The sequence below is a fragment of the Solirubrobacter ginsenosidimutans genome, from assembly GCF_027587205.1.
Genome location: NZ_JAPDOD010000088.1, coordinates 1 through 26,662, shown reverse-complemented (window position 1 = coordinate 26,662; position 26,662 = coordinate 1). Strand labels below are relative to the sequence as shown.

Annotated in this window: 29 protein-coding genes; 8 read left to right on the top strand and 21 right to left on the bottom strand. The window is 71.6% G+C overall.

Annotated features, from left to right (window positions below; translation table 11 throughout):
* The 8 genes from OM076_RS42975 to OM076_RS42940 form a co-directional block, all read right to left on the bottom strand.
* On the bottom strand, positions 1-1,610 hold a 1,610-nt coding region (locus tag OM076_RS42975), incomplete at its 3' end, for an AAA family ATPase (protein WP_270046380.1).
* Positions 1,610-2,266, bottom strand: a complete 657-nt coding sequence (locus OM076_RS42970; RefSeq protein WP_270046379.1) for a ribonuclease III family protein — start codon at positions 2,264-2,266, stop codon at positions 1,610-1,612. The genes OM076_RS42975 and OM076_RS42970, both read right to left, overlap by 1 nt.
* Positions 2,267-2,286: 20 nt before the next feature.
* Positions 2,287-2,538 (bottom strand): acyl carrier protein, encoded by a 252-nt coding sequence (gene acpP, locus OM076_RS42965; RefSeq protein ID WP_270046378.1) that lies wholly within the window; start codon positions 2,536-2,538, stop codon positions 2,287-2,289.
* On the bottom strand, positions 2,535-3,566 hold the full coding sequence (plsX, locus tag OM076_RS42960) for a phosphate acyltransferase PlsX (protein WP_270046382.1): 1,032 nt from the start codon (positions 3,564-3,566) through the stop codon (positions 2,535-2,537). Before plsX ends, acpP begins: the two co-directional genes overlap by 4 nt.
* On the bottom strand, positions 3,559-3,759 hold the full coding sequence (gene rpmF / locus OM076_RS42955) for a 50S ribosomal protein L32 (RefSeq protein WP_270046377.1): 201 nt from the start codon (positions 3,757-3,759) through the stop codon (positions 3,559-3,561). The genes plsX and rpmF overlap by 8 nt, the downstream gene beginning before the upstream one ends.
* Before the next feature lie 34 nt (positions 3,760-3,793).
* Positions 3,794-4,309, bottom strand: coding sequence for a YceD family protein (locus tag OM076_RS42950; RefSeq protein WP_270046376.1), 516 nt, complete (start codon positions 4,307-4,309; stop codon positions 3,794-3,796).
* A 13-nt stretch (positions 4,310-4,322) separates the two neighbouring features.
* Positions 4,323-5,942, bottom strand: coding sequence for an AMP-binding protein (locus OM076_RS42945; protein WP_270046375.1), 1,620 nt, complete (start codon positions 5,940-5,942; stop codon positions 4,323-4,325).
* A gap of 8 nt (positions 5,943-5,950) precedes the next feature.
* The gene (locus OM076_RS42940) at positions 5,951-6,886 is read right to left on the bottom strand and encodes a hypothetical protein (protein WP_270046374.1); all 936 of its coding nucleotides are present in this window, start codon (positions 6,884-6,886) and stop codon (positions 5,951-5,953) included.
* A 17-nt stretch (positions 6,887-6,903) separates the two neighbouring features.
* Between OM076_RS42940 and OM076_RS42935 the strand changes: the two genes are divergently transcribed.
* Together OM076_RS42935 and OM076_RS42930 are read left to right on the top strand one after the other, a co-directional pair.
* Positions 6,904-7,176 (top strand): acylphosphatase, encoded by a 273-nt coding sequence (locus tag OM076_RS42935; RefSeq protein ID WP_270046373.1) that lies wholly within the window; start codon positions 6,904-6,906, stop codon positions 7,174-7,176.
* Positions 7,177-7,210: 34 nt separating this feature from the next.
* Complete coding sequence (locus tag OM076_RS42930; protein WP_270046372.1) at positions 7,211-8,500, top strand: hypothetical protein; 1,290 nt, start codon at positions 7,211-7,213, stop codon at positions 8,498-8,500.
* Here the strand turns inward: OM076_RS42930 and OM076_RS42925 are convergent, their stop codons facing one another.
* The 3 genes from OM076_RS42925 to OM076_RS42915 are packed head-to-tail and all read right to left on the bottom strand — an operon-like array spanning position 8,501 to position 10,527.
* Positions 8,501-9,382 carry an MYG1 family protein gene (locus OM076_RS42925; RefSeq protein WP_270046371.1) on the bottom strand — a complete coding sequence of 294 codons (882 nt, stop codon included), beginning with the start codon at positions 9,380-9,382 and terminating at the stop codon, positions 8,501-8,503.
* On the bottom strand, positions 9,383-10,177 hold the full coding sequence (locus OM076_RS42920; protein WP_270046370.1) for an arylamine N-acetyltransferase family protein: 795 nt from the start codon (positions 10,175-10,177) through the stop codon (positions 9,383-9,385).
* Positions 10,174-10,527 (bottom strand): hypothetical protein, encoded by a 354-nt coding sequence (locus OM076_RS42915; protein WP_270046369.1) that lies wholly within the window; start codon positions 10,525-10,527, stop codon positions 10,174-10,176. The genes OM076_RS42920 and OM076_RS42915 overlap by 4 nt, the downstream gene beginning before the upstream one ends.
* Before the next feature lie 179 nt (positions 10,528-10,706).
* Here OM076_RS42915 and OM076_RS42910 point away from each other — a divergent pair, with 179 nt between their 5' ends.
* Entirely contained in the window at positions 10,707-11,951 is a 1,245-nt protein-coding gene (locus OM076_RS42910) for a phytase (RefSeq protein ID WP_270046368.1), read from the top strand.
* Here the strand turns inward: OM076_RS42910 and OM076_RS42905 are convergent.
* Genes OM076_RS42905 through rsmD form a run of 5 tightly spaced genes read right to left on the bottom strand, consistent with a single transcriptional unit; the run spans position 11,931 to position 15,387 of the window.
* Positions 11,931-13,022, bottom strand: coding sequence for an ABC transporter permease (locus OM076_RS42905; protein ID WP_270046367.1), 1,092 nt, complete (start codon positions 13,020-13,022; stop codon positions 11,931-11,933). The two genes, OM076_RS42910 and OM076_RS42905, sit on opposite strands and share 21 nt — an antisense overlap.
* Positions 13,019-13,885 (bottom strand): ABC transporter ATP-binding protein, encoded by an 867-nt coding sequence (locus OM076_RS42900; RefSeq protein ID WP_372518145.1) that lies wholly within the window; start codon positions 13,883-13,885, stop codon positions 13,019-13,021. The genes OM076_RS42905 and OM076_RS42900 overlap by 4 nt, the downstream gene beginning before the upstream one ends.
* Positions 13,885-14,349: an ATPase gene (locus OM076_RS42895; protein WP_028067744.1), complete on the bottom strand. Its 465-nt coding sequence runs from the start codon at positions 14,347-14,349 to the stop codon at positions 13,885-13,887. The genes OM076_RS42900 and OM076_RS42895 overlap by 1 nt, the downstream gene beginning before the upstream one ends.
* A gap of 17 nt (positions 14,350-14,366) precedes the next feature.
* Positions 14,367-14,864 carry a pantetheine-phosphate adenylyltransferase gene (gene coaD / locus OM076_RS42890; RefSeq protein WP_270046366.1) on the bottom strand — a complete coding sequence of 166 codons (498 nt, stop codon included), beginning with the start codon at positions 14,862-14,864 and terminating at the stop codon, positions 14,367-14,369.
* Positions 14,854-15,387 carry a 16S rRNA (guanine(966)-N(2))-methyltransferase RsmD gene (gene rsmD / locus OM076_RS42885; protein WP_270046365.1) on the bottom strand — a complete coding sequence of 178 codons (534 nt, stop codon included), beginning with the start codon at positions 15,385-15,387 and terminating at the stop codon, positions 14,854-14,856. Before rsmD ends, coaD begins: the two co-directional genes overlap by 11 nt.
* 28 nt (positions 15,388-15,415) lie before the next feature.
* Here rsmD and OM076_RS42880 point away from each other — a divergent pair, with 28 nt between their 5' ends.
* Positions 15,416-16,057, top strand: a complete 642-nt coding sequence (locus OM076_RS42880) for an RraA family protein (RefSeq protein ID WP_270046364.1) — start codon at positions 15,416-15,418, stop codon at positions 16,055-16,057.
* A gap of 63 nt (positions 16,058-16,120) precedes the next feature.
* On the opposite strand, the gene OM076_RS42875 is transcribed toward OM076_RS42880, so the two are convergent.
* Together OM076_RS42875 and OM076_RS42870 are read right to left on the bottom strand one after the other, a co-directional pair.
* A complete protein-coding gene (locus OM076_RS42875; protein ID WP_270046363.1) occupies positions 16,121-16,837 on the bottom strand; it encodes a hypothetical protein in 717 nt (238 codons plus the stop codon).
* Between the two features lie 52 nt (positions 16,838-16,889).
* Positions 16,890-17,849, bottom strand: coding sequence for a hypothetical protein (locus OM076_RS42870; RefSeq protein WP_270046362.1), 960 nt, complete (start codon positions 17,847-17,849; stop codon positions 16,890-16,892).
* A gap of 47 nt (positions 17,850-17,896) precedes the next feature.
* On the opposite strand from OM076_RS42870, the gene OM076_RS42865 reads away from it, so the two are divergent.
* Positions 17,897-19,087: a low temperature requirement protein A gene (locus OM076_RS42865; protein WP_270046361.1), complete on the top strand. Its 1,191-nt coding sequence runs from the start codon at positions 17,897-17,899 to the stop codon at positions 19,085-19,087.
* A gap of 70 nt (positions 19,088-19,157) precedes the next feature.
* On the opposite strand, the gene recG is transcribed toward OM076_RS42865, so the two are convergent.
* A complete protein-coding gene (gene recG / locus OM076_RS42860) occupies positions 19,158-21,251 on the bottom strand; it encodes an ATP-dependent DNA helicase RecG (RefSeq protein ID WP_270046360.1) in 2,094 nt (697 codons plus the stop codon).
* Positions 21,252-21,368: 117 nt separating this feature from the next.
* Between recG and OM076_RS42855 the strand changes: the two genes are divergently transcribed.
* A complete protein-coding gene (locus OM076_RS42855; RefSeq protein WP_270046359.1) occupies positions 21,369-22,814 on the top strand; it encodes an amino acid permease in 1,446 nt (481 codons plus the stop codon).
* A complete protein-coding gene (locus OM076_RS46610) occupies positions 22,811-23,692 on the top strand; it encodes a universal stress protein (protein ID WP_270046358.1) in 882 nt (293 codons plus the stop codon). The genes OM076_RS42855 and OM076_RS46610 overlap by 4 nt, the downstream gene beginning before the upstream one ends.
* Before the next feature lie 52 nt (positions 23,693-23,744).
* Here OM076_RS46610 and OM076_RS42845 read toward each other — a convergent pair whose 3' ends face one another.
* Positions 23,745-25,373, bottom strand: coding sequence for a DAK2 domain-containing protein (locus tag OM076_RS42845; protein ID WP_270046357.1), 1,629 nt, complete (start codon positions 25,371-25,373; stop codon positions 23,745-23,747).
* Positions 25,374-25,394: 21 nt separating this feature from the next.
* Positions 25,395-25,583: a 50S ribosomal protein L28 gene (rpmB, locus tag OM076_RS42840; protein ID WP_028067733.1), complete on the bottom strand. Its 189-nt coding sequence runs from the start codon at positions 25,581-25,583 to the stop codon at positions 25,395-25,397.
* Between the two features lie 46 nt (positions 25,584-25,629).
* Between rpmB and OM076_RS42835 the strand changes: the two genes are divergently transcribed.
* Positions 25,630-26,662: serine/threonine-protein kinase (locus OM076_RS42835; RefSeq protein WP_270046356.1), on the top strand; the 1,033-nt coding region annotated here is incomplete at its 3' end.

Here is a 26,662-nt window from a genome sequence, read left to right as displayed (position 1 = left end):
GCGGACTTGGCCGGGGCGGGCGGCGCGGCGGCGGCGCCCGCCGCGGCAGACGCCGGCGCCGCAGCGCCCTCGGGCGGCGCAGCGGCCGACCCCGCGGGGGCCGCCTCCGGCACGATCAGCGCGGCGGCGCCGTCCTTGCCCGCCTTGGACAGCAGTGCGGCGCCCGCGGCCAGGTCGGTCGCGACGGCCGCGCGCATGCGGGGGCCGAGGGCGGCGGTGAGCGCCAGTTCGTAGCCCGGGGACGCGGCGAGGAGGTCCGCGAGGGCCTTGGCTCCGCCCGGGGCGCCGGCGTTGGCACGCAGGAACTGGTTGGCCTTGGCGAGCTCGGCGCCGATGCGGGCGGACTCGCGGCGGGCGAGCTCCGCCGCCTTGTCCAGGTCGCGGCGGGCCTTGCGGGCGGCTTCGGCGGCGGCTTCGCCCGCCCCGCGGCGTGCGGCGGCGGCACCTGCCAGGGCGGCACGTTCGGCCACCAGCGCGGTCGCGGCCTCGCGCCGCGCCTCCAACTCGACCAGCTCGCGCTCGAGCCGGCTCTTGTAGTCCTCGGCGAGGTCGGCGAGCTCGGCCTGCAGGGCGGCGACGCGCTCGCTCGCTCCCTCGTCACCGGTGTCGGACTCGGCTTCGGCCTCCAGGCGCTCGATCGACGACCGGCGGCGGGCGGCGCGGTCGGCCAGATCGGACACGGTGCGCTGCGCGGCCTCCAGCCGCATCGCGATGCGCTCGGCGGAGGAACGGGCCGAATGGAAGCGCGAGGACAGGCGCTCGCGCTCGGAGGAGCGCGACGACAACGCCTCCTCGGCCGCCTCGCGGCGCTTGCCGACCGTGGACAGCTCGGATTCCGCGGCCTCGGCCGCGGCGCGCGCCAAGGTCACCGCTTCCTCGGCGCCCGCCAGCGCAGCGCGGGCCTCGCGGGCGCTGTCGCGGGCCAGCGTCCAGCGCGCCTCGTCGACCTGGCGCTCGATCCGCGCGTGCAGCTCGGCGGCCTCCGCTTGGCGCTTCAACGGCTTCAGCCGCGTGCGCGCCTCGCGCTCGACGTCTAGCGCCCGATCGAGATTGTCCTGCGTGCGCTCCAATTTCAATTGCGCGCGACGGCGGCGCTTGCGGTGCTTGCCGAGGCCGGCGGCCTCCTCGATCAGCATCCGGCGGTCGCGCGGCTTTGAGGTGACGATCTCCGACACGCGCCCCTGCGAGACGACCGAGTGCATCTCCTTGCCGAGGCCGGTGTCCGAGAGGATCTCGATCACGTCGGTCAACCGGCACTTGGCGCCGTTGATGCGGTATTCGCCCTCCCCCGCGCGGTTGAGCTTGCGGGTGATCGCGACCTCGCCCACCGGCAGGTCCAACGCGCCGGACGCGTTGTCGAGCACGACCTCGACCTCGGCCTCGGCACGCGCCTGCACGCCGTGGGCGCCCGCGAAGATCACGTCCTGCATCGAGGCGCCACGCACGGCCACCGGGGATTGCTCCCCCATCGCCCACAGCACGGCGTCGGTGATGTTGGACTTGCCTGAGCCGTTGGGGCCGACGATCACCGAGACGCCGGGCGAGAACGTGAGCCGTGTGCGATCAGGGAAGGACTTGAAGCCCTTCAAGGTGATCGAGCTCAGGTGCATCAGGCGCTCAAGGACTCCAGCGCCGCCTCGGCTGCCGCCTGCTCGGCGTCCTTCTTGGAGCGGCCCGACCCGCGCGCCAGCGGCTCGCCCTCGACCATCGCCACGACCTCGAAGGTCCGCTCGTGCGGCGGGCCTTCCTCGGCGGCGATCTCGTACGTCACGATCGTCCCGCGCCGCGCCAGGCGCTCCTGCAGGGCCGACTTGAAGTCCGCCGGGCTGACGAGGGAGCGCTCGATCTCCGGCGTGAACGCCTCAACCACCGCGTCGGCGGTCTCCAGGTAGCCGAACTCGAGGTAGACCGCGCCGATCACCGCCTCGATCACCGAGGCCAGCACCCGCTCGGTGCGGGCCAGCTGCTCCGTCGCCGGCCCGGCCACCGACTCGGGCGCGGCCAGCCGCAGGCGCTCGGGAATCCCCAGCCGCTCCGCCACCTCGCGGCACGAGCGGCCGGAGACCGCCTGCGCGCGGATCTTCGTCAGCCGTCCAGCGCCATACGCATCGGCCTCGAGGCGCGGGTACAGGTGCGTCGTGACGGCCAGCGACAGCACGGAGTCCCCCAGGAACGCGAGGCGCTCATAGGAGTCCGACCGCCGGTCCGTCCAGGACGAGTGCGTGACCGCCTGCCGGGCGAGATCGTCCGGCAGCCGTTCGAGCAAGTCGTGCAGCTTGCGCAGCGCTAAGACCCCGACGGAACGTTGGCCAGCACGAAGTCGATCGCCTCGTGCACCGTGTGGATGCGCGCGGCCTCTTCGTCGGACATCTTCACGCCGTACTGGTCTTCCAGCTCCTGCACGAGCGTGTAGAGGTCCAGCGAGTCCGCCGACAGGTCGTCGCGGAAGTGCGTGGATTCCTGGATGCGAGCGGGATCGAGCTCCAGCTCGTCGGCCAGATGCTCACGGATCAGTTCGAGGACTTCTTCGCGCGTCATGATTCGTCGGGCACGCTAGCGGCCGGATCGGACGCCCTCCGCAGCGCCCCCGCGGCCTGCAGGCGCGCATGCGTGCGCCCGGCGACGTCCTCGCGCACGCCGCGCGCGGCCACTTCGATCGCCCGCTGGAAGCCGAGCGCGCCGAAGGACCCGTGCGGGACGACCGCCAGCTTGCGCAGCCCGAGCAGCACCGCGCCGCCCTGCTCCTCCGGCGAGAGCTCGTTCCGCAGGCCGCGCAGCGCGGGCCGCAGCAGCATCCCGCCGAGCTTCGATCGCCAGGACGACATGGCAGCGCTTCGCACCGCACCCAGGAGCGCCGCCGACGAGCCCTCCATGACCTTCAGGGCCACATTGCCCGTGAAGCCGTCGGCGACGATCACATCCGCGGCGCCGGTGCCGATCGCGAAGCCCTCGACGTTGCCGACGAAGTTCAGGCCGGGCGCGTCGACCAGCGAGGCGTGCGCGATGACCACGTTCTCGGTCCCCTTCGTCGCCTCGGTGCCATTCGACAAAAGCGCCACGCGCGGCGAAGCGACGCCGCCCACGGCCTCCATGAACGCCGCGCCCATGTGCGCGAACTGGACGAGGTGCTCGGGCCGGACCTCGACGTTGGCGCCGGCGTCCAGCAGGAGGAACGGATGGCCGGGAACGGGGATCATCAACGCCAGCGCGGGGCGATGGACGCCCCGCGCGCGCTTGAAGGTGAACAGTGAGGACGCGAGCGCCGCCCCGGTCGAGCCGCCGCTCACGAGCGCGTCCGCCTCACCCGCCGCGACCGCCGCGACGGCGCGCACGATCGACGCCTCCGGCGTGCGCCGCACGGCGCGCGCCGGGTCGGGGTCCTTGGCGATCGACACGGGCGCGTCGATCACCGACACGCCCTCCGCGACCGGTCCGATCTCTGCCGCGGGCCCGAAAAGGAGCACGCGGACGCCACCCGCGGCAGCGCGAGCGGCACCGCGAGCGACTTCAGCGGGACCGTGGTCGGCCCCGTTGACGTCTACCGCGACAGTGACTGGATCAGTGATCGTGATCGTGGTCGTGGTCGTGCACGTGCACGACCTCGCGACCGCCGTAGAACCCGCAATGCGGGCACACGCGATGCGGACGCCGCGGCCGGCGGCACTGCGGGCAGCCATTCACCGCGGGAGCGGTGATCTTGTGCTGCGCGCGTCGCTGCGCGGTACGCGCGTGCGACTGCTTCTGCTTAGGAACGGCCATAGTCGGGCGGGAAGGATAGCGACGCGGCGCGCGCTCAGTCGAATTTCAGCTCGGAGAGCTTGCCCCAGCGGGGGTCTGGGTCCGCCTCGTGGGCGTGATCCGGCTCCTCGTTGAGGTTGGCGCCGCACTTCGGGCACAGCCCCGCGCAGTCGGGGCGGCAGATGATCTGGGTCGGCAAAGCGAGCGCCAGCGCGTCGCGAGCCCAGCCCTGGAGGTCGAGATCGCCGTCGTCGAGGTAGGGCGAGATCAGGTCGACGCCGGCGCCCGGCTGATGGACCTCGTAGGAGTCGACGTCGAACTCCGGCGTCGCGAGCTCCAGGCAGCGCATGCAAGGGCCGTCGACGCGCGCGCTGAAGCGCAGGCGCAGGGCCCAGCCGTCCCCGGTGGTGCGGGAGATGTCGAGCCGCACCGGCACGAGCTCCTCCGGCACCGTGTAGTTCGAGCCCGCGTACTCGAACGGCTCGATGTGGACGAACAGGTCGACGCGCCGACCCTGCCCGGAGGTGAGTCCGAGGCGACCGATTTCGTAGCTGTCCGAGCGCTGAGGCATGGCCCCATAAAGGTTAGGACGCGTCTCGCAGCTCTCGCTTGAGCACCTTGCCCGTGGACGTGCGCGGGAGCTCGTCGACGAACACGACGTCGCGCGGCGCCTTGTATCCGGCCAGGTTGGCCTTGACGTAGTCCTTGACGTCCTTCTCGCTCAGCGCGCCCTTCTTTACGATCACGGCCTTCAGGCGCTGGCCGAACTTCTCGTCGGAGACCCCGAAGACCGCGACGTCGGCGACGTGCTCGTGCGAGTGCAGCAGCTCCTCGACCTCGCCGGGGAACACGTTCTCGCCGCCGGAGACGATCATGTCATCGTCGCGGCCGTCGATGAACAGGCGGCCCTTGGCGTCGAAGTGGCCGACGTCGCCGGAGGAGAGCAGGCCGTCGATCTCGTCCTTGTTGCCGCCACCGGTGTAGCCCTCGAACTGGACGTCGTTGCCGACGAAGATCCGGCCCGAGTCCCCGCGCGGCACCGGCCGGCCGTCGGAGTCGAAGAGCTTCACGACGCTGCCCCGCGGCGGCTTGCCGACGGTCCCGGGCGCCTCGCGCAGGTCCTTGGGGGTGGCGATCGTCGCCCACGCGACCTCGGTCGAGCCGTAGAGGTTGTAGAGGTTCTCGCCGAAGTGGTCCATCCAGCGGTCGCTGATCGACCCCGGGAGGGCGGAACCGGAGACCGGCACGGCGCGCACGCTGCTCAGGTCGTAGCGATCGAGCACCGCGTCGTCGAGCTCGAGGATGCGCTGGATCATCACCGGGACGACGACGAGCGCGTCGCACTCGTGCTGGGCGGTGAGGCTGAGCGTCGCCTCCTCGTCGAACTTGCGGTTGAGGACGACGGTGGTCGCCAGGCTGATGCCGAGCGCCCACTGCGCGAACCCCCACGCGTGAAACAGGGGCGCCGCGATCATCGTCTTCTCGCGCGCGCGTAGGGGAATCACGGACAGCAGCGCGGCGATCGGGTCGATCGACTTCGGCATCGAGCGCGAGGCGCCTTTCGGCGTCCCGGTCGTGCCCGAGGTGAGGATGATCGCGCGGCCCTGCTGTGCCGGCGCACCGGGAGACGAGCGGTCGCCGGCGGCGATCAGGTCCTCGACCTTCGGGTCCTTGGTCTTGCCCTCGGCCCAGGCCACGTAGCGCTTGCGGCGGGCGCTCGCACCCTTGAGGACCTCGGCGAACTCCTGGTCGTAGATGACCGCCTTGGGCTTCTCCCGCTTGGCCACGTCGGCCAGCTGCGGACCGGAGAACGCGGTGTTCAGGAACAGCGCGTTGGCGCCGAGCTTGCTGCACGCGAGGACGGCGTCGATCCAGCCGCGGTGGTTGCGGCACATGATCGCGACGCCGTCGCCCGCCTCGATGCCGTCCGCGGCCAGCGCGTTCGCCAGCGCGTTCGTGCGCTCGTCGACCTCCTTGAAGGTCAGCGTGCCGAGCTCGTCGATGATCGCCGGCTCGTCCGGGAAGTTCTTCGCGGCGGCCGTGTAGCCCGCGGCGGGCGTGGTGCCGAAGCGCAGCAGCGCACGCGCGGTGTTCCACAGGCGGTCGGGGCGCTCCGGGTGCACGATCCCCGCGCGTGTGAGCGTGACGAGGGTGTGGAGCTTCGTCTGGGCCTGCGAGGCGAATGCACCGGGCGTGGGAAGCAAGGGTTCTCCTATTTGGACGGAAGCCGCATACCCGCTGGGACCTCGCCCGTCTCGATCAGCTTCCGGATCTCTGCCGCTCGCCGGGGATTGAGGTAGACGTGGCGCTGGCCGACGGAGGGCTTCTCCTCCAGCAGCCCCGCTTCCAGCAAGGCCTCCCCCACCTCCTGGGCGAGGGCGCGGTCGTTGCCGGCGAAGCCTCGCGCGAGATGGGCGAACTCGGTGTGATATCCGCCCCACTTCCCCATGCCGTCGAGGCGCTTGAGGATCCGGCGGGCGGCCCGCAGGCTCGGATCCGGGTCGTGGTGCGGGATCGGGACGGCGCCGCCCGCGCCGAGCAGCGTGAGCACCGCGTCCTCGAGGTGCCCGTCGATCGCCTGCGCGGGGTGGCCGCCCAGGCGCGCGACCGCCTCGGCGATCCGCAGCGGGTGCCGGGCGCCGATCGGCTCCTTGTGGGCCACGTCGTCGAGCACCCCGGACGGCAGCGCTCGCGCCGTCGCCCGCAGCCGATCGATGCCGTGGGCCTGCTCGTCGAAGGCCAGCTCGACGAAATCGGCTTCGAAGGCGGTCGTCGGATAGGCGAGCACGAGGAACCCGCCGGGCAGCTCGCCGGCGCGCAGGCGGAGATCGTCGGCGCGCAGGAGCTGGCCGGGCTCGGCGAGCTCGACCAGCGTGCCGACGACGGCGGCCGTCAGCAGCCACTCTCGCTCGGAGACGATGTCGGGATCGGCTCGTACCGCGGCGGCGACCGGGAGGGCGGCGAGCAGGTGATCGTCGTGCGCGGCGATCGCGATCTCCACCGGGTCGTCCTTGCCCGAGCGGGGCTTGGCGAGCTCGGCGCGGCCGATCCGCAAGGCCTCGTTGAGGACCTCGCGCAGCCGCGCGACGGCGGTGGCGGGCGCATCGGCGCCACCGCAAGCGTCGAGCTCGACCTTCAGCGCCGTCATCGCTCTACCGTATCGGCATGGGTTCCGTCCGCCGCCGGGTGGTCGCGCACGGTCATGTGCAGGGCGTCTTCTTCCGCGACGCGACCCGGCGCGAGGCGTCGCGGCTGGGTGTGGCCGGCAGCGCTCGCAATAGGGCCGACGGCACCGTCGAGTGTGTCTTCGAGGGTCCGGTCGACGCGGTCGAGGCGATGGTCGCGTTCGTCCGCGGTGGGCCCGGGCACGCGTCGGTGACGGGGGTCGATGTCGTTGCGGAGGAGCCCGAAGGCCTCTCTGGGTTCCGCGTTTCCTGACGTCCGGAGCGGTGCGTACCGTGGCTTGTCCGTCATGGAAGCCGCCACACCGCTCAGAGTTCCCCGCGTCCACGTCCTGATGGGGCGCGTGATCGTCGACAACGTCGTCGTCGACGACCCCGCGACCGCCGCGTTCCTGAGCCGGCGCATCGAGGCGGGTGACGACGCGACCAGCGTCGTCGTGGACGCGATCGAGATCGGCGCGCGGGTGCTGGAGCGCGAGCAGAGCGCGGTCGACGCCGAGTTCGTCCGCAACGAGTTCGAGAAGGTGTCGCGCGAGGTCGAGACCGCGTTCACCGACAAGGCGCGGGTCGTGGCCGAGTTCTTCGGCACCAAGGTCGACGAGGTCTTCGGGCCCGAGAACGGGCACCTGGCGAAGGAATTGGCGCGGCTGTTCGGAGACGGCTCCTCGGCCGCCGTGCAACAACAGTTGCGGACGATCATGCTCGAGCAGTCCGCCCGCATGCGCGAGGACCTGCTGCGCCAGTTCTCCTCCGCCGACGGCTCCAACCCGCTGGCCGACTTCAAGGCTGCCCACCTGCGCGCGGCGCGCGACGCGGCGACCCGCCAGGAGACGCAGCTCGAGGGCATGCGCGAGCAGATGGTCGCCTTGAAGCTCGAGCTGCAGTCGCTGCGCTCGGAGCGCGAGAAGCTGCAGGAGGTCGCAGCCGAGGCGGCGCGAGGAACGGCCAAGGGCCGCCCGTACGAGGAGGCCGTGGCCGAGGCGGTCGACGCGATCGCGCGCGGGATGGGCGACGACGCCGAGGCGGTCGGCGACTTCGGCGGCGCCGGCGGGCGCAAGGGCGACGTCGTCGTGGACATCGACGGCTGCACCGGCGCGGCGAGCGGACGCATCGTCTTCGAGGCCAAGCACTCGCGCAAGTCGCGCAAGGAGGCGCTGTCGGAGCTCGAGGACGCGATGACCCAGCGGTCGGCCGACTTCGGCGTGTGGGTGGTGCCGTCGGAGGACCGGCTCCCCGCGCGGGCCACGGCGCTGCGCGAGGTGGGCGGGGACAAGCTGTTCGTCGTCTACGACCCGGAGGACGGCTCGCGGTTGGCGTTGGAGGTCGCGTACTCGCTGGCTCGCGCGCGGGTGCTGATGGCCAAGGGCGGCGTCGAGGGTCTGGACGCACCGGCGTTGCGAGCGGAGGTCGAGCGGGCGCTGGGCGCGATGGAGGACGTCCGCAAGATCAAGCTGCACCTCACCAACGCGGCGGGTGGGATCGAGTCCGCGCGTGGCGTCTTGGAGGGCATGGTCGAGCGCGTGCGCGGCCACCTGGCCGCGATCGACGACCTGGTCGCGAGCGCCGACACCGCCGAGTAGCTACGCGCCGTCGAGCGCCTGGCGGGCGAGGGCGAGGATGCCTTCGCGAGAGCGGGCGGAGGCGTAGAAGCGCTTGGCGTGGGCGAACATCGCGTCCGGGACGCCGGTGACCGCGGCCAGGTCGGCGTCGGACAGCCCCGCCCAAGCCTCGGGGAGGTCCTTGCGGTTCGCGAACTCGCCGAGTGCGCGCGGAACCGCCTGCATGCCCCAGCCGTCGGACTTGGGGTAGACGACATAGAGGGCCTCGGGCGCGGTCGTCACCACGGTCTCGTGCCAGGGGAGCTTGCGGTCCAGCTCGACGACGCGGGGATCGGCGGAGCGCTCGATCGCCGCGCGCACCAGGTCAAGCCCGCGCCGGTAGGCCTTGGCGCCGCGCAGCTCGCGCTCGAGGATGCCCGTGGCCAGCGCGACCGCCTCGGCGAACAGCGTGTCCTCCTCCGCCGCTGAGAGCTCGACGTCCCACGGCGGATTGAAGCCCGCGATCACGCCGCTCACGGACATCGGCCGGATGCCCTCGAAGAGCGCGGTGCTGATGTTCTGGCCGGTGTCGTTGGCGTCGACGCCCTGGACCAGGCGCTCGTCGATCGCCGCGGCCGACTCCTCCCCGCCCGCCAACCCCGCGCCGAACTCGCGCCAGACGAGGCCGAAGCTCGCGTAGCGGATGCCATTGGGGCGCTCCCCCGCGCCGCCGCGCTGGTGGTGGTCGAAGTCGCCGGTCGCGGGGTCGCTGCGGCCGCCGATGTCGACGCGGATGTCGGCTGCGGCGAGCGCGGCGTCGTCGCGCGTGCGCACGACGTCGATCGATCCGTGGGCGAGGCCGAGTACCGCGACGGCGAAGACGTCGTCGGCGTGGAAGTTGCCGGGGTGGGTCGCGACCTGCATCTACGCTCGCGCCAGGAAGGCTTCGTGCTGGGCGACGGCCTGCGTCCAGAGGCGCTCTAGCCGCTCGCCGCCGAGCGTGATCCCGAACTCCGCGAGCAGCACGTCAGCGAATTCCGCCCGCTCGAGCACCCGCTTGTCGTTGACGGTCGGCCCGACGGCGGACAGCGTCCGCGCCCGCAACGTCACGATCCGGTCCTCGCGCGGGCTCTGCACGACCAGCGTCTGCACGAAGGAGGAACCGGGATCGGTCGCCAGCCGCTGATGGTGCACCTCGAAATCCGCCACCCGCGACTCCTCCTCGGTCATGCGGAACCCGCTGACCGAGCCCCACTCGTGCTGGCCCATCCACCACGACCCGCCGGCCTCGCGGGTGAGCGTGTAGGTGAACGGGCCGATCTCCGTCGCGCCCTCGCGGAACGGCAGCGGGTCGATGAAGCCCTCGCCCAGGCCCGCATCGGCGAGCCAGCGTGAACCGTCGACCTCGACGAGCAGCGCCATGTGGTTGGTCGGCCCCTCGCCGCCCACGACGGCCTGATGGTGGGTGACGACGAACCCGCACCCGCGCAGCAGCGCGGCCAGCATGGTGTTGAGCTCGAAGCAGTAGCCGCCGCGGCCGTTCGCGAGCAGCCGCGCCGCCAGCGCCGCTTCGTCGAGCGGGCCGGTCTCCCCCAACTGCACCGCGATGTCCTCGTACGGGACGCGAGCGAGGTAGGCCCGGTGCAGCTCGTGCAGGCCGTCGACGCTCGCATCCGGCCTCGCGTCGAGGCCGATCCGTTGCAGCAGTGCGTCGATCACTTCGGTTCGTCGCGCAGCGTGAACCCGAGCGCCGCGGCGGCACCCGCCGCGTCGCCGGCCTGAGCGGCGGCGGCAGAGGCACGAGCGCGATCGGCGATATCCGGGACCTCGTCCCACTCGATCCGCAGCCGTTCCCCACCCACCGTCACCGGCAGCACGTCGCCCACGAGCGGCGCCTTCAGCGCCGGCATCTCCTCGACGTGCTCCACCACCCGCCCGGAGACCTCGAGCGTGAAGCCGTACTCGACGTCGCGCTTCTCGGTCTGCCGCGCGCCCTTGGCGGTCGGGCCGAGCGCGAGCACCTTCGCCGAACCCCGCACCCCGCCCTTGATCCGCCCACGTCCGAACATGCCCCGATCCTAACCGCCACGCCTTTGCATCCCAGTCGTATACCGGGGTCTGACCCCGGTGTACACGTCGTATGCAAGTTGTATACAGGGGTCTGACCCCGGGATACGTGCGGTATGCATGCGGGTCGGCAACGAGTCGTTCACCTGAGGGGCGGGTGAGGAGTCGTAGCTTCGCGGGCATGTCCCGGCTCGCGCTGCTGCTCGCCTTCATCGCCCTCCTGGCCGCTCCCGCGGCTGCACACGCCCAGATCAAGCCGTCGGTGGAGACGGCGCCGCTGTTCGACGACGAGGCGGGTGGGGATGCGGACGCCGACGATCCCGCGGTCTGGATCAATCCGAAGGATCGTCGCGGGACGCTGGTGATCGGCACCAAGAAGAACGCGGGTCTGGACGTCTATGACCTCGGCGGGCGCACGCTGCAGTCGATTCCCGCGAGCCCGGGGCGGTTCAACAACGTCGATGTGCTCAGCGGCGTCAAGCTCGGCGGCAAGACGCGGGATTTCGTGGTCGCCAGCGATCGCGGCCTCGACCGGTTGCGGGTCTTCGCGATCGACGCCGACGCCGCCCTGCGGGGTCGCCCGCCGCTGACCGACGTCACCGTCGCCAACGCCCCGCTGGTGTTCAGCGCCTCCCCCGCCGAGGCGCAGGCGCAGGCCAACGCGTACGGCCTGGCCGGCCTGGTCGACCACGGGGACGGCTTGATCGCCGTCAGCCGCCGCAGCCGCACCGCCGTCGCCCTCTACCGCCTGATCGACGCCGGGTCCGGGCGCGTCTCCTACGCTCGCGTCGACGGCTTCACGCTGCCGAGCACGTTCCGGCTGCCGAACGGCGCCGACTGGACGCCGTGCGAGGACCCGGGCGACGGCCCGCAGGTCGAGGGCATGACGTTCGATCCCGCCCGCGGCCTGCTGTTCGCGGCCCAGGAGGACGTCGGGCTGTGGGTCGCCAAGGTCGGGCGGACCGGCTTCACGACCACGCCCACGCTGCTGGAGAAGGTCAAGGAGTACGGCATTCCCGGCACGTTCGACCCCGAGACCGAGGAGTGCGTCGCCGGCGCCGACCCCGGCTTCGGCGGCAAGCACGTCGCGGCGGACATCGAGGGCCTGACGCTCTGGCAGATCCCGTTCGTGCGCGACGTCCTGCTCGTCTCCAGCCAGGGCGACAGCCGCTACGTGGCCTACGGCGACGGCGGGCTCGGCCGCTTCCTCGGCGACTTCACGATCGACGACGCCGGCACGATCGACGGCGTCCAGCACTCCGACGGGGCGCAGGTCGTCGCGGAGCCGCTGCCCGGCTTCCCGCTCGGCCTGCTCGTCACCCACGACGGCGAGAACACGCCCGATCCCGACGAGCGCGCCTCGACCAACTTCAAGTACACCCGCCTCGAGAAGGTCGCGGTCGCGCTACTTCTGGGCGCGCGCTAGGGCGATCGCGTCGCGCAGCTTCACCGCGGATCCCGTTCGCAGCACGACCGCGGCGTAGATACGCCCGGCGAACGGGATCAGCAGCAGCGTGGACGCGATCATCAGCGCCACCGAGGCGGCGATCTCCCACGCGGGCGCGGCACCGAGGATGATCCGCGACGGCATCGTCACCGGCGCCATCGGCGGGATGAACGCGGTCACGTGGCCGAGCGTCCCATCCGGGTTCTCGTTGACCGCGAAGCCGGCGAAGAGCGAGACGAGGATCAGCATCGTCAACGGCGTCGTGGAGCTCTGGATCTCCTCCTGGCGCGGCACGAGCGCACCCGCGACCGCGTAGGCCGACGCGTAGAACGCATAGCCCAAGACGAACCAGACGAGCGAGAGCGCGATCGCCACGAGCAGGTTGCCGTCGATCGTCAGCGACCCGCTCGCGCCGGCCACGACGAGCCCGAACGCCGCGACGATCAAGAGCTGGCCGAGGCCGAGCAGGCCGAGCCCGAGCACCTTGCCCGCCAGCAGATCCTTGGGGCGGATGGCGGCCAGGAGGATCTCGATCACCCGCGAGGACTTCTCCTCCACCACGCCGGTCGCGACCCAGAACCCGTAGGTCAGCAGCTGGCCGTACAGGATCAGGATCGTGAAGAAGGCCAAGCCGGCCTTGGCGTCGCGATCGGGATCCTCCGGCTTGGTGGTCACCACCACCAGCGGAGGCGGCGCCGAGGACTGCACCTGCTGGTTGGCGACTTGGAGGATGCTCAGGAGCTTGTCGTCGGGGGTGTCCTCGGCGTGGACCTTGCCGCCGGCGACGGTCGCGTCGGCGTCGGAGCGCACGATCGAGACCTTGGCGTCGAATTCCTTGGAGATCGCGACCGCCCGCTCGGCGACGGCCTGCCCGCGCGCGTCGCCCGCGGCGATCGTGTACTCGTTCGGGCCGCCGAAGCCCAGCAGCGTGGGCAGGACCAGCACGACGATCACGATCGCGAGCGTGATGCCGGTCGAGATCAGGAACGAGCGCTCCCGGATGCGCTCGGTGAGCTCGCGGCGGGCGACGAGACGGATCGCGCCGTTCACTTCACGGCCTCGCGGAACAGGTCGGCCAACGTCGGCCGCTCGACGGCGAAGTACGAAACCCGGCCGGCGGCGCGGGCGGCGTCGAGGATGGCGTCGGACCCGGCGCCCTCGAACACCCAGCCGTTGGGCCCGCGGTCGAGCACCCGCGCGCCCGGCACGTCGATCTCCGGGTCCCCCTCGACGATCACGCGGATCGCCCCCGTGCCGGTCCCGCGCAGCGCCTCGACGGTCCCGGAAGCGACGAGCCGGCCGTCCTTGATGATCGCCACGGCCTCGCAGATCCGCTCGACGAGCTCGAGCTGATGGCTGGAGAAGACCACCGGCACGCCCGTCGCCGCGTATTCGGCGAGCACGCCGCTCAACACATCGACGCCGACCGGGTCGAGGCCCGAGAACGGCTCGTCGAGCACCAGCAGCTCAGGCTCATGGACCAGCGCGGCCGCCAGCTGCACCCGCTGCTGGTTGCCGAGCGAGAGCGCCTCGACGCGATCCTCGGCACGATCGCCAAGACCGAGCCGCTCGATCCAGCGGTCAGCGGCCGCCTCGGCCGCAACAACGCCATGCAGCGACGCGAGGTAGACGAGCTGGGTCCGCACCCGCATCTTCGGGTACAGCCCGCGCTCCTCCGGCATGTAGCCGAAGCGCCGCCGCGTGCCCGCGTCGACGGGCGAGCCGTTCCAGCGGACCTCGCCCGCATCGGCGCTGAGCACGCCGAGGATGATCCGCATCGTGGTGGTCTTGCCGGCCCCGTTGGGGCCGACGAAACCGAAGGTCTGGCCGGGCTCGACGGAGAAGCTGACCCCGTCGAGGGCGACCCGGTCGCCGTAGCGCCGGGCCAGCTCGATGACCTCGAGGCCGCTGATCAGCCGACTTCGGCCGGCTCGTCGCGGCCCTGGAGCCGCTCCCGGCCACGCTGAACGGCGGCGATGAACTTCGAGAGGTTGACTTCGAGGGTGTTGAGGATCTCGTCGGCGTAGTCCTCGGCGCCGAGGCGGATCTCCCGCTCGCGAGCGCGAGCGTCCTCGATGATGTCCTCCGCCGCGCGCTCGGCCTGGCGGGTGACCTCCTGCTGCGAAACCAGCTGTTCCTGGCGCTCGCGCGCTTCCTTGACGATGCGCTCGGCCTCGCGCTTGGCCTCCGCGAGCATCTCCTGGCGCTCCTTGACGATCCAGCGCGCTTGCTTGATCTCCTCAGGGATCGTTGCGCGCATCTGGTCGAGGATGTCGTAGATCTCCTCTTTGTCCACGCGGACGGTGTCCGTCAGCGGGACAGCCTTCGCGTTGTGGACGAGGTCGTCCAGCTTGTCGATCAATACCAGGACGTCCATGGTGATTCCCCGTTTCGCTACCGCCCCAGCGCTTCCTGCAAGCGGCGGGCGACCTCCTCCGGAACGAGCCCCGAGACATCGCCCCCGAAGGTGGCGATCTCCTTGACTCCGCTGGAGGAGAGAAAACTGTACTGCGGACCGGCCATCAGGTAGACCGACTCCACATCTGACGCCAACGAACGGTTGAGCTGATTCATCTCCAGCTCGTACTCGAAGTCCGAGATCGCACGCAGGCCTTTGACGATCGCCTTCGCTCCCTGCTCGCGGGCGAAGTCGACCACGAGCTTGTCGAACGGCACCACGCGGATGTTGGGGAGATGGCCCGTCGCGTGCTCGATGAAGCCGATCCGCTCCTCGGCGTTGAACAGCGATTTGCTCTTGCGCACAGAGGCATTGACGACGGCGACGATCACCTCGTCGAACATGCCCGAGGCGCGTGAGATGATGTCTATATGGCCGTTCGTGATCGGATCGTACGATCCGGGGCAGACGGCGATGCGCGGGTCAGGGGCCATAGATGCGAATGAGGGTGTCGCCGTAGCGGCGTTCGTCTTTCAGGGGCAGGTCGAGCGCTAGAGGCGCCCGTCGGTCGCTCTCGGCCACGGCCACCGCCCCGGGCGCCAGCACGGCGGGGAGGGCCTCCGACAGCGGCGGCGCCAGGCGCTCCGCAAGCCGGTATGGGGGGTCGAGGAAGACAAGATCGTATTGGGCGCCGCCCGCGGATGCGGCGTGCAGGAATTTCAGTGCGTCGGTCTGTCGCACCTGGGCAGTGGCTTTGAGCGCCGCGAGGTTGCCTTTGATGGCCGTGATCGCGCCGCGGTTGTCGTCGACGAAGGTGACGTCGGTGGCGCCCCGCGAGAGGGCTTCGAGGCCGAGCGCGCCCGAGCCGGCGAAGAGGTCGAGCACCCGCGCCTCGTCGATCCGGTCGCCCAGGATCGAGAACAGCGACTCGCGCACCCGATCCGACGTCGGGCGGGTGTTGGCCCCCGGCGGGGCTTTGAGGGTGCGGCCTCCGTAGGTGCCGGCGATCACGCGCATTGCAGCGTCGAGACTAGGCTCTCGCGCCATGGACCCTCTTGCCGCCGTGCCGGTCAGCACGCTCTGCGACGTCGACAAGTCCCTTCCGGTGGCCGATCCGGCGATCCGGCCGTTGACGACCGCCCGGCTCTGCGGGCCCGCCTACACCGTGGTCGCGGCGGGAGAGTTCCTCTCGGTGTTGTGGGCGATCGCCGAGGCAGCGCCGGGCGACGTGCTCGTCGTGCAGGCGGGTGGGGCGCCGCTGGCCGCCCTCGGCGAACTGCTCGCGACGGAGGCGCACCGCCGCGGTCTCGGCGGGATCATCGTCGACGGCTACGTGCGCGACCGGACGGGTCTGCCGCCCGCGCTGCCGATGTGGGCGCGCGGGACGGTCCCGATGGCGGGCCGCAGCGACATCGCGCCGCGCGTGGGCGGGCCGGTGGCGTTCGGCGGCCTGCGCGTGTCACCCGGCGACATGGTCCTGGGCGACGACGACGGCCTCGTGATCGCGCCGCGGGCGCAGCTGGAGGCGTGCCTGGAGCGGGCGGCCGAGATCGAGCGGGTCGAGGCCGCCGTCCTGGCCGGAATCTTGCGCGGCGAGTCGCTGATCGAGATGACGAACCTCGTCGAGCACGTGGCGCGCTTGCGCTCAGGCGAACCGAGCGCGCTAGCAATCGCTCCGCCTGCCTGAGCGGCGAGAGGCGGAGCCCGCAGGGCGACGCCTCTCAGCGACGCGAGGCCGAGTCGTCGCCGATTATGCCGCCGAGCTGAACTCGAAGTCGACGTCTCCGAGGGTGAACGAGTCGCCGTCGCCCTCGAAGATGATGCGGGTGATGCCGGTCTGGCCGCTGGCGCGGAGTTCGAGTGGGCCGGGTTCGAGCGGGAGGTGCGACCAGTCGCACCCGCCTGTCCCCACCTCGACGGCCAGGACGTCCGGGCCGTGGCCGGCCGCCGCGCGCCAGGCCGACGCGTCGAAGTCGTACTCGGTGACGACGACCATCGAGCGACCGGATTTGCGGGTCGCGGCCTTGGCGACGGCGGGGATCTTGGTCATCACGCCAGCGGCGGCCTCGGTCGCGCGGGCCATCAAGCCCGGGTGCCTGGTCGTCGCCGGCACCGGGAACGGATCCGGGAGGAGTCCGTGGACCTGCAGGGCGCGCCAGCTGCGCCCTGCAGCGGTCGCCTTGGCGGCCACCGAGGTCGGGTAGCCCGCGGAGCGCAGCGCGGCGCTCGCGTCGGGCAACGGGACATCGGCGGTGAACCCGAGGCCGTACCCGCCCACCCGGGCGGGCGGCGTCGCTCCGACGCGCAGGACCTCGAGGTCGAGCGCGCCCGCCCGCACGATGCCGCTCGTGAGGCCCGAGACCTCCGCGACGGGCGCGAGCACGGGAGCTCCGAGGCGGTCCGCGAGCTCGGCGAGGGTCGCCGCGGGATCGGCGGCGCGAAGGATCAGGTGGTCGAGCGTGAGCATCACGGCGCCGGAAAGTACCGGCGCCGCGCTCTCACCTGTTTCTAGGAGCCGATCAGGCCGCCCGGAAGCGGGGGTTGAGGCGATTCGCCGCCGGGACCGGGAACGGGAAGCCGAGCACGACCGCCTGCTCCTTGACCTGGTTCTGCGCGCCGCACTGGTGGGTGCAGGTCGTGGCCGGCGGGGCGACCTCGACCGCGTCCTCGCCGGTCACGCCGCCCATGCGGCCGCCTGAGGCGACGTCCCACACGGACACGCCGCCGCAGTGGTCGACGTTCTGGACGCCGCCCGGCCGGCGCGGCGCCGGGATGGCGTTCACACAGCCTTGCAGGACCCGCGTCGCGACCTGCGGACTGTCGCGGGCGACGAGCTTGGGCGCCAGATCGGAGCCGATGTTGATGCGCGCGGTGACCGCCTGGGTGCCGTCCTTGAACGGCAGCAGGTCGCCCTCGCGGGCGCGGAAGTTCGGGTTGTCGTAGTAGAAGGCGTCCGGGCCGAGTGTGTGGGTGAAGCGGGTGGTGGTGCCGTCGCCGCGCTCCGGCTCGACCTGGAAGATGCCGCCGTTGGCGCAGTCCTTGGCCGTGATCTTCATGCTCAGGCCGGTTCCGGTGCGACCGAGCTCGAGGTTCTCCTTGTCGGTCTCCAGCGTGGCGCCCGAGGTCAGCGTGAGCCCACGGTGGTCGGGCACCTTGCCGGCATAGAGGACGATCCGCCGCCCGCCGGTCTGGTCGAGCGGGTTGGGCGCGCCGGTGAAGGCGTAGTCGTAGACGCCGAACGTCACGGGGTCCACGGCGAAGGTCACGTACTTGCCGACGACCTGGACGCGGGTGCCGGCCGGCAGACGCGACGCGGCGACCGAGCCCTTGAAGCCGGGCTTGACCTGCGAACCGTCGGCGAGGCGCAGCGTGAAGCCGCCGCCGTCGCAGCCCTTGGAGGACGCGGCGGACGCGGTGGTGGGAGCCAAGAGGGCGGCGACGAGCGCGCCGCCCACGAGGGCGGTTTTCAGTGGGGCCATGCTGTCGGGACACGCCCGCCGCGCGAAATGTCACGCTCTCATTTCCAATGAGCCGGTATCAGCGCACCCACGACGGGTCAGAACAGAAGACGACGACGCTCGAGCTCTTCTACGACCTCGTCTTCGTCTTCGCCATCACGCAGGTCTCGCACTTCCTGCTAGAGCACCTGACGTGGCAGGGCGCCGGGCAGGCGGCGCTCGTCCTGCTCGTGGTCTGGTGGTCCTGGAACTACACGACCTGGGTCACCAACGAGCTCGACCCCGAGGCGATCGCGGTGCGGCTGCTGCTGATCGGGCTGATGCTGGCGAGCTTCCTGATGGCGATCGCGATCCCGGAGGCCTTCGGGGACCGCGCGCTGCTGTTCGCGGGGGCGTACGTGACGATCCAGATCGGCCGGCACACGTTCCTGACGTTCGTCGCGGCCGGGCCGGGCACCGTCGAGCGCGAGCGCTCCAAGCGGATCCTGATCTGGTTCGTCGTCGCGGCCGTGTTCTGGATCGCGGGCGGCCTTGCCGACGGCTCGCTGCGGACGGCGCTGTGGCTGATCGGCCTGGCGATCGACTACGGCGGCCCGCTGTGCACGTTCTGGGTGCCGGGGATGAAGCGGATCCCGCCCTCGGCGTGGGAGCTCGAGGTCTCCCACTTCGCCGAGCGCTTCCAGCTGTTCGTGATCCTGGCGCTGGGCGAGTCGATCGTCGTCACCGGCGCGACCGCGTCCAAGGAGGACCTGTCCGCCGAGCGGCTCGCCTCGTTCGCGGTGGCGTTCCTGGGGACGGCCGCGATGTGGTGGGTGTACTTCAACGCCGCCGCGGCGGTCGCGCAGCGCCGGCTCGAACTGGCCACCAACCGCACCACGCTCGCCCGCGACGGCTACACGTACCTGCACGTCCTGATGGTCGCGGGGATCATCGTCTCCGCCGTCGGCGACGAGCTCGTGATCGCCCACCCGGGCGAGGTCCTGCACGGCGCCGAGGTCGTCGCGGTGGTCGCCGGCCCGGCGATCTACCTGCTCGCGCTGGTGCTGTTCCGGCTGCGGATGGCGGGGACGCTGAGCGTCAAGCGCACGCTCGGCGCCGCCGGCTGCATCGTCGCCGGGTTCGTCGGCACCACCGTCTCCGCGCTCGCGCTCGGCGCCCTGGTCGTGGCGATCCTCGTCGCAGTGATCACCGCCGAGACCGTGACCGGCGCCCACCGCCGCGCCCGCGGCGAGCCGTCCCCGCTCGAAGCGGTCGGCTAAGCCGCGCAGACGCGACCGTCGACTTTCGCGAGTAGAGCGCGAGAAAGTCGACGCTCGCCGCGGGGCGGCGTCAGGCCGGGATCGGGGCGACGGCGTCGGGGCCGTAGGCGCGCAGGAGCGCGTCGGCGAGGAGCGGGTGCTCGAGCAGCTCCGGGTCGTGGTCGAGGATCTCGCGCGCCCAGCGCCGGGCGCGTTCGAGCAGCTCGACGTCCTCCGGCAGGCGGGCGAACTTGAACGCCTGCATGCCGGACTGGCGGACGCCGAGCATCTCGCCCTCGCCGCGCAGCTCGAGGTCGATCTCGGCCAGCCGGAAGCCGTCGCGGTAGTCGGCCAGCGCCTTCAGGCGGCGTGAGTCCTTGGGCCCGAAGAGCAGGCAGGTCGACTCGTGGGCGCCGCGCCCGATCCGCCCGCGCAGCTGGTGCAGCTGGGAGATGCCGTAGCGCTCGGCGTCCTCGACCAGCATCACCGTCGCGTTGGGGACGTCGATGCCCACCTCGATCACCGTCGTCGCCACGAGCACGTCGGCGCCGCCGGCGGCGAACTCCACCATCGCCTCCTGCTTGGCCTTCGGGCGCATCTGGCCGTGCATCAGCACGACGCGGTAGTCCTTGAGCTCGCCGCCGCGCAGGCGCTCGAACTCGGCGGTCGCGGCGCGCGCCTGCAGCACCTCGGACTCCTCCACCAGCGGGCAGACGACGAACGCCTGGCGGCCGGCGTCGAGCTCCTCGCGGATGCGCTCGTAGGCACGGGCGCGCTCGTGGTCGGTCGCGGCGACGTGGGTGACGATCGGGCGCCGCCCCGCGGGCAGCTCGCGCAGGACGGTCACGTCGAGGTCGCCGTAGGCGGTCAGCGCAAGCGTGCGCGGGATCGGCGTCGCGGTCATATGCAGGACATGCGGAGCGAGGCCTGCCGGCGCCTTGCGGTCCAGCGCCCGGCGCTGGTTGACGCCGAAGCGGTGCTGCTCGTCGACCACCGCGACCGCCAGCCGGTCGAACTCCACCGGGTCCTCGATCAGCGCGTGGGTGCCGACCAGCAGCTTGAGCTCGCCGGACCCCAGCTTGCCCAGCAGGTCGGCGCGGCGCCCCGCGGGCGTCGAGCCGGTGAGCAGCGCGGCCTGCACCAGCTCGCCCGGCATCAGCTTCTGCAGCGTCGCGAAGTGCTGTTCGGCGAGCGTCTCGGTCGGCGCCATCAGCGCCGCCTGCGCGCCCGACTCGACCGCCCGCAGCATCGCGTAGAGGGCGACGACGGTCTTGCCCGAGCCGACCTCGCCCATCAGCAGCCGCTGCATCGGCTTCACGGTGCCGAGGTCCTCGTCGATCGCCGCCATCGCGGAGCGCTGGTCGTCCGTGGGCGTGAAGGGCAGGGAGTCCGCCAGCCAGCGGGTCGTCAGCGCGCCTGCCGGCTCCAGCGCGTCCGCCCGCGCGGCCTCGTGGCGCCGCGCGCGCCGGCGCAGCAGCGCGATCTGCAGCAAGAGGAACTCGTCGAAGGCGAGCCGGCGCCGGCCGCCCTCCTGATCGCCGAAGTGGGCGGCATCGAGCGCGGCCCAGCGGTCGGGCAGCCCCTCGATCACCCGGATCCGCGCCGGCAGCGGCTCCAACGCGTCCCGCGCGGTCTGCCGGTGCTCGTGGACCAGCGCCGCGATCTGGACCGAGGACAGGCCTTCGGAGGCCGGATAGGTCGCCATATCCTCCCCCACGGCGGCGACCTCGCCGGTCTCGGCGTGCTCGTTGACGCGGAACCCGCGCGGCCCTTGGTACTTGCCGGTCAACAGGAGCCGGGTGCCGGGGCGATAGCGGCGCTCCAGCCACGGCTGGTTGAAGAACGTCACGGTCATCGTGCCCGTCTCGTCGGAGACCCGTGCCGAGACCAGCGGCTTCATCCCCCGCCGGCGCACCGGCCGGGACACGATCGAGAGGACCTGGACGACGACCGTCGCGACCTCGTCGAGCTCGAGGTCGCCGATCAGCCGCGCCGCCCGCCGGTCGCGGGGGATGTGGTCGAGCAACTGCCCGACCGTCTGGATCCCCAGTTTCTCCGCCGCCTTCTCGGCCTTCTCGCCGGGAAACGTGACTTCGAGATCCAGGCGCGACGGTTTCGGGTAGCGCGGGGCGAAGGCCGCTGCTTCCGGAAGGGAATCGCGGCTGGCGAACTCGGTGGGCGCCACTACCCATGATTCTGACCGCCCGACCGGACCGACGGTCCCGAGCGCGCCTGCGCCAGAACACGTGACGACCGCAACGTGGTTTAAGGTTTGTAAAGAAGACCTAAGGGGAGGTGGCGTATGGCCGGGGGTCGCAACACGACGACGGGGCCGTGGGCGGTCAAGGACCACACACGTCTGGTCAAGGAGACGCAGTCGGGCGTCGAGGAGGGTGGTCTCAAGCGCGCGGTGGGCGCGGTGGACCTGACGGCGCTCGGCATCGGTGCCGTCATCGGCACCGGCATCTTCGTCGTGATCGGCGAGGGCATCGGTGACGCGGGACCGGCGGTGATCCTGTCATTCGCGCTCGCGGCGCTGACCTGTCTGTTCTCCGCGCTCTCCTACGCGGAGCTGTCGTCGTCGATCCCGGTGTCCGGCAGCGCCTACACCTACGCCTACGCGACGCTCGGCGAGCTGGTCGCGTGGATCATCGGCTGGGACCTGATCCTCGAGTACGGCGTGTCGGTCGCGGCGGTGGCCGTCGGCTGGGGCGGCAACCTCAACGAGTTCCTGCAGAACGCCTTCGGCTACGAGCTGCCGAAATCGATCTCGACCGCTCGCGAGGACGGCGGGATCCTCAACCTGCCCGCGGTGGCAATCGTCATCGCCGTCATGTTCCTGCTCACCCGCGGCGTGCGGGAGACCGCGCGGGTCAATCTGATCATGGTCGGCATCAAACTGGCGATCCTGGCGTTCTTCATCGTCGTCGCCTTCGTGGCGGCGTTCAACTTGGACAATCTGAAGCCGTTCGCGCCGCAGGGCTTCGACGGTGTGGTGACCGCGGCCTCGGTGATCTTCTTCGCCTACATCGGGTTCGACGCGGTGTCGACCGGCGCGGAGGAGGCCAAGCGGCCCAGCCGCGACCTGCCGATCGCGATCGTCGGCTCACTCGTGATCTGCACCGTCATCTACATCCTCGTCTCGATCGCCGCGGTCGGCTCGCTGGACGCCGCCGCGCTGGCGGAGTCCGATGCGCCGCTCGCGCAGGCCCTCGACGAGGGCGCCGGCATCAGCTGGGCGGCGAGCCTGCTCGCCTTCGGCGCGCTGATCGCCATCACCAGCGTGCTGCTGACCGTCTTCTACGGCCAGACGCGCATCTTCTTCGCGATGGCCCGCGACGGGCTGATGCCGCGCGGGATCGCCAAGGTCGACCCGCGGACCGGCACGCCGGTGCTCCTGACGTTCGGGATGGGCATCGCGATCGCGACCCTCGCCGCGATCGCCCCGCTGAATCAGATCGTGAAGCTCGTCAACATCGGCACGCTGTTCGCGTTCTTCCTGGTCAACGTCGGCGTGATCATCCTGCGCAGCACCCACCCGGAGATGGAGCGGCCGTTCCGCGTCCCGTTCGTGCCGGTCTTCCCGATCATCGGGTGCTGTCTGATCCTCTATCTGATGTACAAGCTGCCGGGCGAGACCTGGTGGCGGTTCGTGATCTGGCTCGTGATCGGCCTGGTCATCTACTTCGTCTACGGGCGCAAGCATTCGCTGCTGCAGCTCGCCGCGCAGCGGGGTGAGCGGGAGTGACCGTCGTCGTCGGCCACGACGGCTCTGACTCCGGCGACGACGCCGCCGTCCTCGGCGCGCGCCTGGCACGCGCGAAGGGCGAGGGTCTGCTCGTCGTCACCGTCTATCCGGAGGAGAACCCGATCGGGATCGGCCGGGTCGACGCGGAATGGGTCGAGGCGATGCGTGAGCACGCCCGGGAGGTGAGCGACTGTGCGAAGCGCTTCCTCGACGAGCGCGCCATCGCGGCGGAGCTGCGCCTCGTGGGCTCCGGATCGGCCGCGCACGGACTCGACGACGTCGCCGAGGCCGAGCACGCCTCGCTGATCGTCGTCGGCTCCGAGCGCCACGGCGCGCGCCGGCGCATCTCCCCCGGCTCGACCGGCGAGCGCCTGCTGCACGGTGCGATCTGCCCCGTCGCGATCGCGCCGCGCGGCTTCCGCGAACGGCCGACGGACTCCCCGGTGGAGCGGATCGGCGTGTCGTTCGTGGACACGCCGGAGGCCCACGAGGCGCTGCGCTTCGCGGCGGAGCTGGCCAAGGAGACCAGCGCGAAGCTGACGCTCTACACCGTGATCGCGCGCCGCGCCGAGGTGTTCTCGCCGGTGATCGGCCGCGACGCGGAGGAGGCCTTCCTGGCGACGGTGCGCGAGGACGTCCACGCGGCGCAGGACAAGGCGCTCGCCGCGCTGCCGGAGGGGGTCGAGGCGACCGAGGAGCTGCTCGAGGGCGACACCGTCGACGCGCTCGCGGCGCTCGACGAACACGAGATCGACCTCCTGGTCTGCGGCTCGCGCGGCTACGGGCCGGTGCGCCGCGTGCTGCTGGGCGGGGTGCTGCGCAAGCTCGTCCGCCGGGCAGCCTGTCCCGTCGTCGTGGTGCCGAGAGGAGCCGCGTAGGCAGCGAGCGTCGAGTTGCTCGAGCACAGCGCGAGAAAGTCGACGCTCGCGGCTACTCGGCGCTTACGAGCCACCACCAGGCCGGCTGGCCGCCGCGCTCGAGTTCGAGTTCGGCGCCGGTCGGCGCGAGGCCCGCGACGACGTCCCCGTTCAGCGGGGCGCCGTCGCCTTCGATGACGGTGATCAGCTCGGCCTCGCGGCCGAGCTCGCCGAGCACGACCTCGAGGGTCTCGCCCGGTTCGCCCCACGCGACGAGCTCCTCGTCGATGAAGCCGACGGAGTCCCCGCGCCGGAAGCGGCCCTGCGTGTCGTCGCGCGCGGCCTCGGTGACGCCGCCGGTGCGGACGCGCTGGATCGTCTCCTCCATCACGGCGGCGTTGGTCGCGGCGTCGTGGGTCGGATCAAGGGAGACCGCGGCTGCGAGGCCGGCGGCCATCGAGCGCGTCGGGACGACGTGGACGACCTTCTCCGAGAGCTCCGCGGCGCGCTCGGCGGCCATGCGGACGTTGGAGGAGTTCGGCAGCACGACGACCTCTTCGGCGGGCACCTCGTGGATGCCGGCCAGCAGCTCATAGGTCGAGGGGTTCAGCGTCGCGCCGCCGTCGAGCACCCGCGCGCCCATGCCTTCGAAGAGGACGCGCATGCCGTCGCCGTTGACGACCGCGAGCACACCGCACTCATCGAGGACCTCGCGGACGCGTTGCGTGCGCTGCTCGACCTGCTCCTGCATGTCGGCCACGTCGAGCCGCGACACGGCGCCGACGCCGTCGAACAACGACGTGGCGCGCTCGGGCGAGTCGGTGTGGACGTGGATCTTGAGCGTGTGCGCGTCGCCGACCACCAGCACGGAGTCACCCATCCGCTCCAGGCGCGCGATCCACGGGCCGGCCTCGAGGTTCGTCCCCGTGACGGCGAAGTTCGTGCAGTAGCGGTAGGTCGAGGAGTTGTGCTCGGGCTGCGTGACGCGCGCCGGGGTGTAGTGCTCGAGCGGCGGCGGCTCGTTGCCGCGCAGCGCGGCGATCACGCCCGCGAAGATGATCGTCAGGCCGTACCCGCCGGCGTCGACGACGCCCGCGTCGCGCAGGATCGGCAGCAGCTCCGGACCGCGCTTGACCGACGCCTGGCCGGCGTCGAGCGCGTGCTCGAGCACGTAGGCCAGCATCTCGTTCTGCGTCGCGTCGTCGACGCGGTGCTGGAGGCGCGGCTCGGCCATGTGCGCGATCTCACTCGCGGCACGGGCGGCCATCTCGCGCACGACCGTGAGGATCGTGCCCTCGGCGGGGTCACGCACCGAGCCGTACGCGCGATCGGCCGCGCGGGCCATGGCGGCGGCGACGAGCACCGGGTCCACCAGCTCGCCGGGGCGCGAGATCAGCTCCTCGGCGGCGCCGCGGATCAGCTGCGAGAGGATCACGCCCGAGTTGCCGCGCGCGCCGAGCAGCGCCGCGCGGGCGACGGAGTCGACGATCTGCTCGCGGCCGATCTCGTCGATCTCGCCCTGCGTGGAGAGGTTGTCCAGCTCCTGCAGCACGGCGCGCAGCGTCAGCGCCATGTTGTCGCCCGTGTCGCCGTCGGCGACCGGGAAGACGTTCAGGTCGTTGACTTCCTCGCGCCGCGACTCAAGTTGCGCAAGGGCCGCCTCGATGACGAGGCGGAAGCGGAGAAGGCTCGGGTCGGCCAACGGTTACCCCGCGGCCGCCAGTTACGCCTTGGTGACCTTGCCAGCCTTCAGGCAGCGCGTGCAGACATACACGCGCTTTGGCGCGCCCGCCTCAACGATCCGGACCTTCTGGACGTTGACGTCAAAACGACGCTTGGTGGCGACCATGGAGTGAGAGCGGCTTTGGCCAAAAGCCGGTCGCTTGCCGCAGGAGTGACAGATTCGAGCCATCGGGGCGGAGAGTATAGGACCCGCGCCGGTGGGTACCGTGTGTGCGATGCCCCCGGTCAGTCCGGATCGCATCTCCCTGCCCGACCGTTACCGGGTCGTGCGGCATCTCGCCAACGGCGGGATGGCCAGCGTTTGGGAGGCGCACGACGAGCTTTTGGATCGCGACGTAGCCGTGAAGCTACTGGCGACCCATTTGGGCGAGGACGAGCGCGCCAGGCGGCGTTTCCAGCGTGAGGCGCGGGCCGCGGCGGGCCTTTCGCACCACCCGAACGTGGTCACGATCTACGACGTCGGCGAGCACTCGGGCCGCGTCTTCATGGTCATGGAGATCATGCGCGGCGGGACGCTCGGCGACCGTCTTAAGAGTCGTGAGGACGTCTCTCATGAGAAGGCGCTGCGCTGGTTGCACGAGGCCGCGGCCGCACTCGACACCGCGCACGCCGCGGGCGTCGTGCACCGCGACATCAAGCCCGGCAACCTCCTGCTCGACGGCCGCGAGCGGCTCGCGGTCGCCGACTTCGGCATCGCCCGCCTCGCCTGGGAGGACCAGCTCACCGCGACCGGCCAGGTCCTCGGCACCGCCGCCTACCTCTCGCCCGAGCAGGCGATGGGCGAGGCCGCCTCAGCCGCTTCGGACCGCTACGCGCTCGCCGTCGTCGCCTACGAGCTCTTGACCGGCACGCGCCCCTTCGAGGCCGAGCACTTCGCCGCGCAGGCCCGCGCCCACGTCGAGGACCCGGTCCCGCCCGCCTCGTCACGCGCGGTTGCGGACCTGTCACCGGCCGTTGACGCGGTGCTCGAACGCGGACTCGCGAAGGCGCCCGCGGATCGCTGGAAGTCGGCCGAGGAATTCGTGAATGCGCTGGAGCGCACGCTCGCGACCCGCGAGCCGACGAAACCGACCCGCCGGCTCGGGCGGGGCGCCAAGGGTGCCGCGGCCGCGCCTCCGGCGACGTGGGCGGGCGGCGAGATCGCCGCTCGGCGTGCCCGGCAGGACGAGCGCGACGACGACGTCGACGGCCGGGGCGCGGGCGACGGCGGCCGGGGCTCGAACGCGGCCGACGATGCGCGGCGCGGCC

Excerpts from the sequence above, each read along its gene's own strand:
- OM076_RS42865 (WP_270046361.1), top strand. The coding sequence starts at position 17,897 with ATGAGCCGGTATCAGCGCACCCACGACGGGTCAGAACAGAAGACGACG.
- OM076_RS42855 (WP_270046359.1), top strand. The coding sequence starts at position 21,369 with ATGGCCGGGGGTCGCAACACGACGACGGGGCCGTGGGCGGTCAAGGAC.
- rsmD (WP_270046365.1), bottom strand. The coding sequence starts at position 15,387 with ATGCGCGTGATCGCCGGCACCTACGGAGGCCGCACCCTCAAAGCCCCG.
- OM076_RS42925 (WP_270046371.1), bottom strand. The coding sequence starts at position 9,382 with ATGCAGGTCGCGACCCACCCCGGCAACTTCCACGCCGACGACGTCTTC.
- OM076_RS42950 (WP_270046376.1), bottom strand. The coding sequence starts at position 4,309 with ATGCCTCAGCGCTCGGACAGCTACGAAATCGGTCGCCTCGGACTCACC.
- rpmB (WP_028067733.1), bottom strand. The coding sequence starts at position 25,583 with ATGGCTCGAATCTGTCACTCCTGCGGCAAGCGACCGGCTTTTGGCCAA.
- OM076_RS42875 (WP_270046363.1), bottom strand. The coding sequence starts at position 16,837 with ATGCTCACGCTCGACCACCTGATCCTTCGCGCCGCCGATCCCGCGGCG.
- OM076_RS42895 (WP_028067744.1), bottom strand. The coding sequence starts at position 14,349 with ATGGACGTCCTGGTATTGATCGACAAGCTGGACGACCTCGTCCACAAC.
- OM076_RS42870 (WP_270046362.1), bottom strand. The coding sequence starts at position 17,849 with ATGGCCCCACTGAAAACCGCCCTCGTGGGCGGCGCGCTCGTCGCCGCC.
- OM076_RS42880 (WP_270046364.1), top strand. The coding sequence starts at position 15,416 with ATGGACCCTCTTGCCGCCGTGCCGGTCAGCACGCTCTGCGACGTCGAC.
- OM076_RS42935 (WP_270046373.1), top strand. The coding sequence starts at position 6,904 with ATGGGTTCCGTCCGCCGCCGGGTGGTCGCGCACGGTCATGTGCAGGGC.
- OM076_RS42915 (WP_270046369.1), bottom strand. The coding sequence starts at position 10,527 with ATGTTCGGACGTGGGCGGATCAAGGGCGGGGTGCGGGGTTCGGCGAAG.
- OM076_RS42910 (WP_270046368.1), top strand. The coding sequence starts at position 10,707 with ATGTCCCGGCTCGCGCTGCTGCTCGCCTTCATCGCCCTCCTGGCCGCT.
- OM076_RS42940 (WP_270046374.1), bottom strand. The coding sequence starts at position 6,886 with ATGACGGCGCTGAAGGTCGAGCTCGACGCTTGCGGTGGCGCCGATGCG.
- coaD (WP_270046366.1), bottom strand. The coding sequence starts at position 14,864 with ATGGCCCCTGACCCGCGCATCGCCGTCTGCCCCGGATCGTACGATCCG.
- rpmF (WP_270046377.1), bottom strand. The coding sequence starts at position 3,759 with ATGGCCGTTCCTAAGCAGAAGCAGTCGCACGCGCGTACCGCGCAGCGA.
- OM076_RS42930 (WP_270046372.1), top strand. The coding sequence starts at position 7,211 with ATGGAAGCCGCCACACCGCTCAGAGTTCCCCGCGTCCACGTCCTGATG.
- acpP (WP_270046378.1), bottom strand. The coding sequence starts at position 2,538 with ATGACGCGCGAAGAAGTCCTCGAACTGATCCGTGAGCATCTGGCCGAC.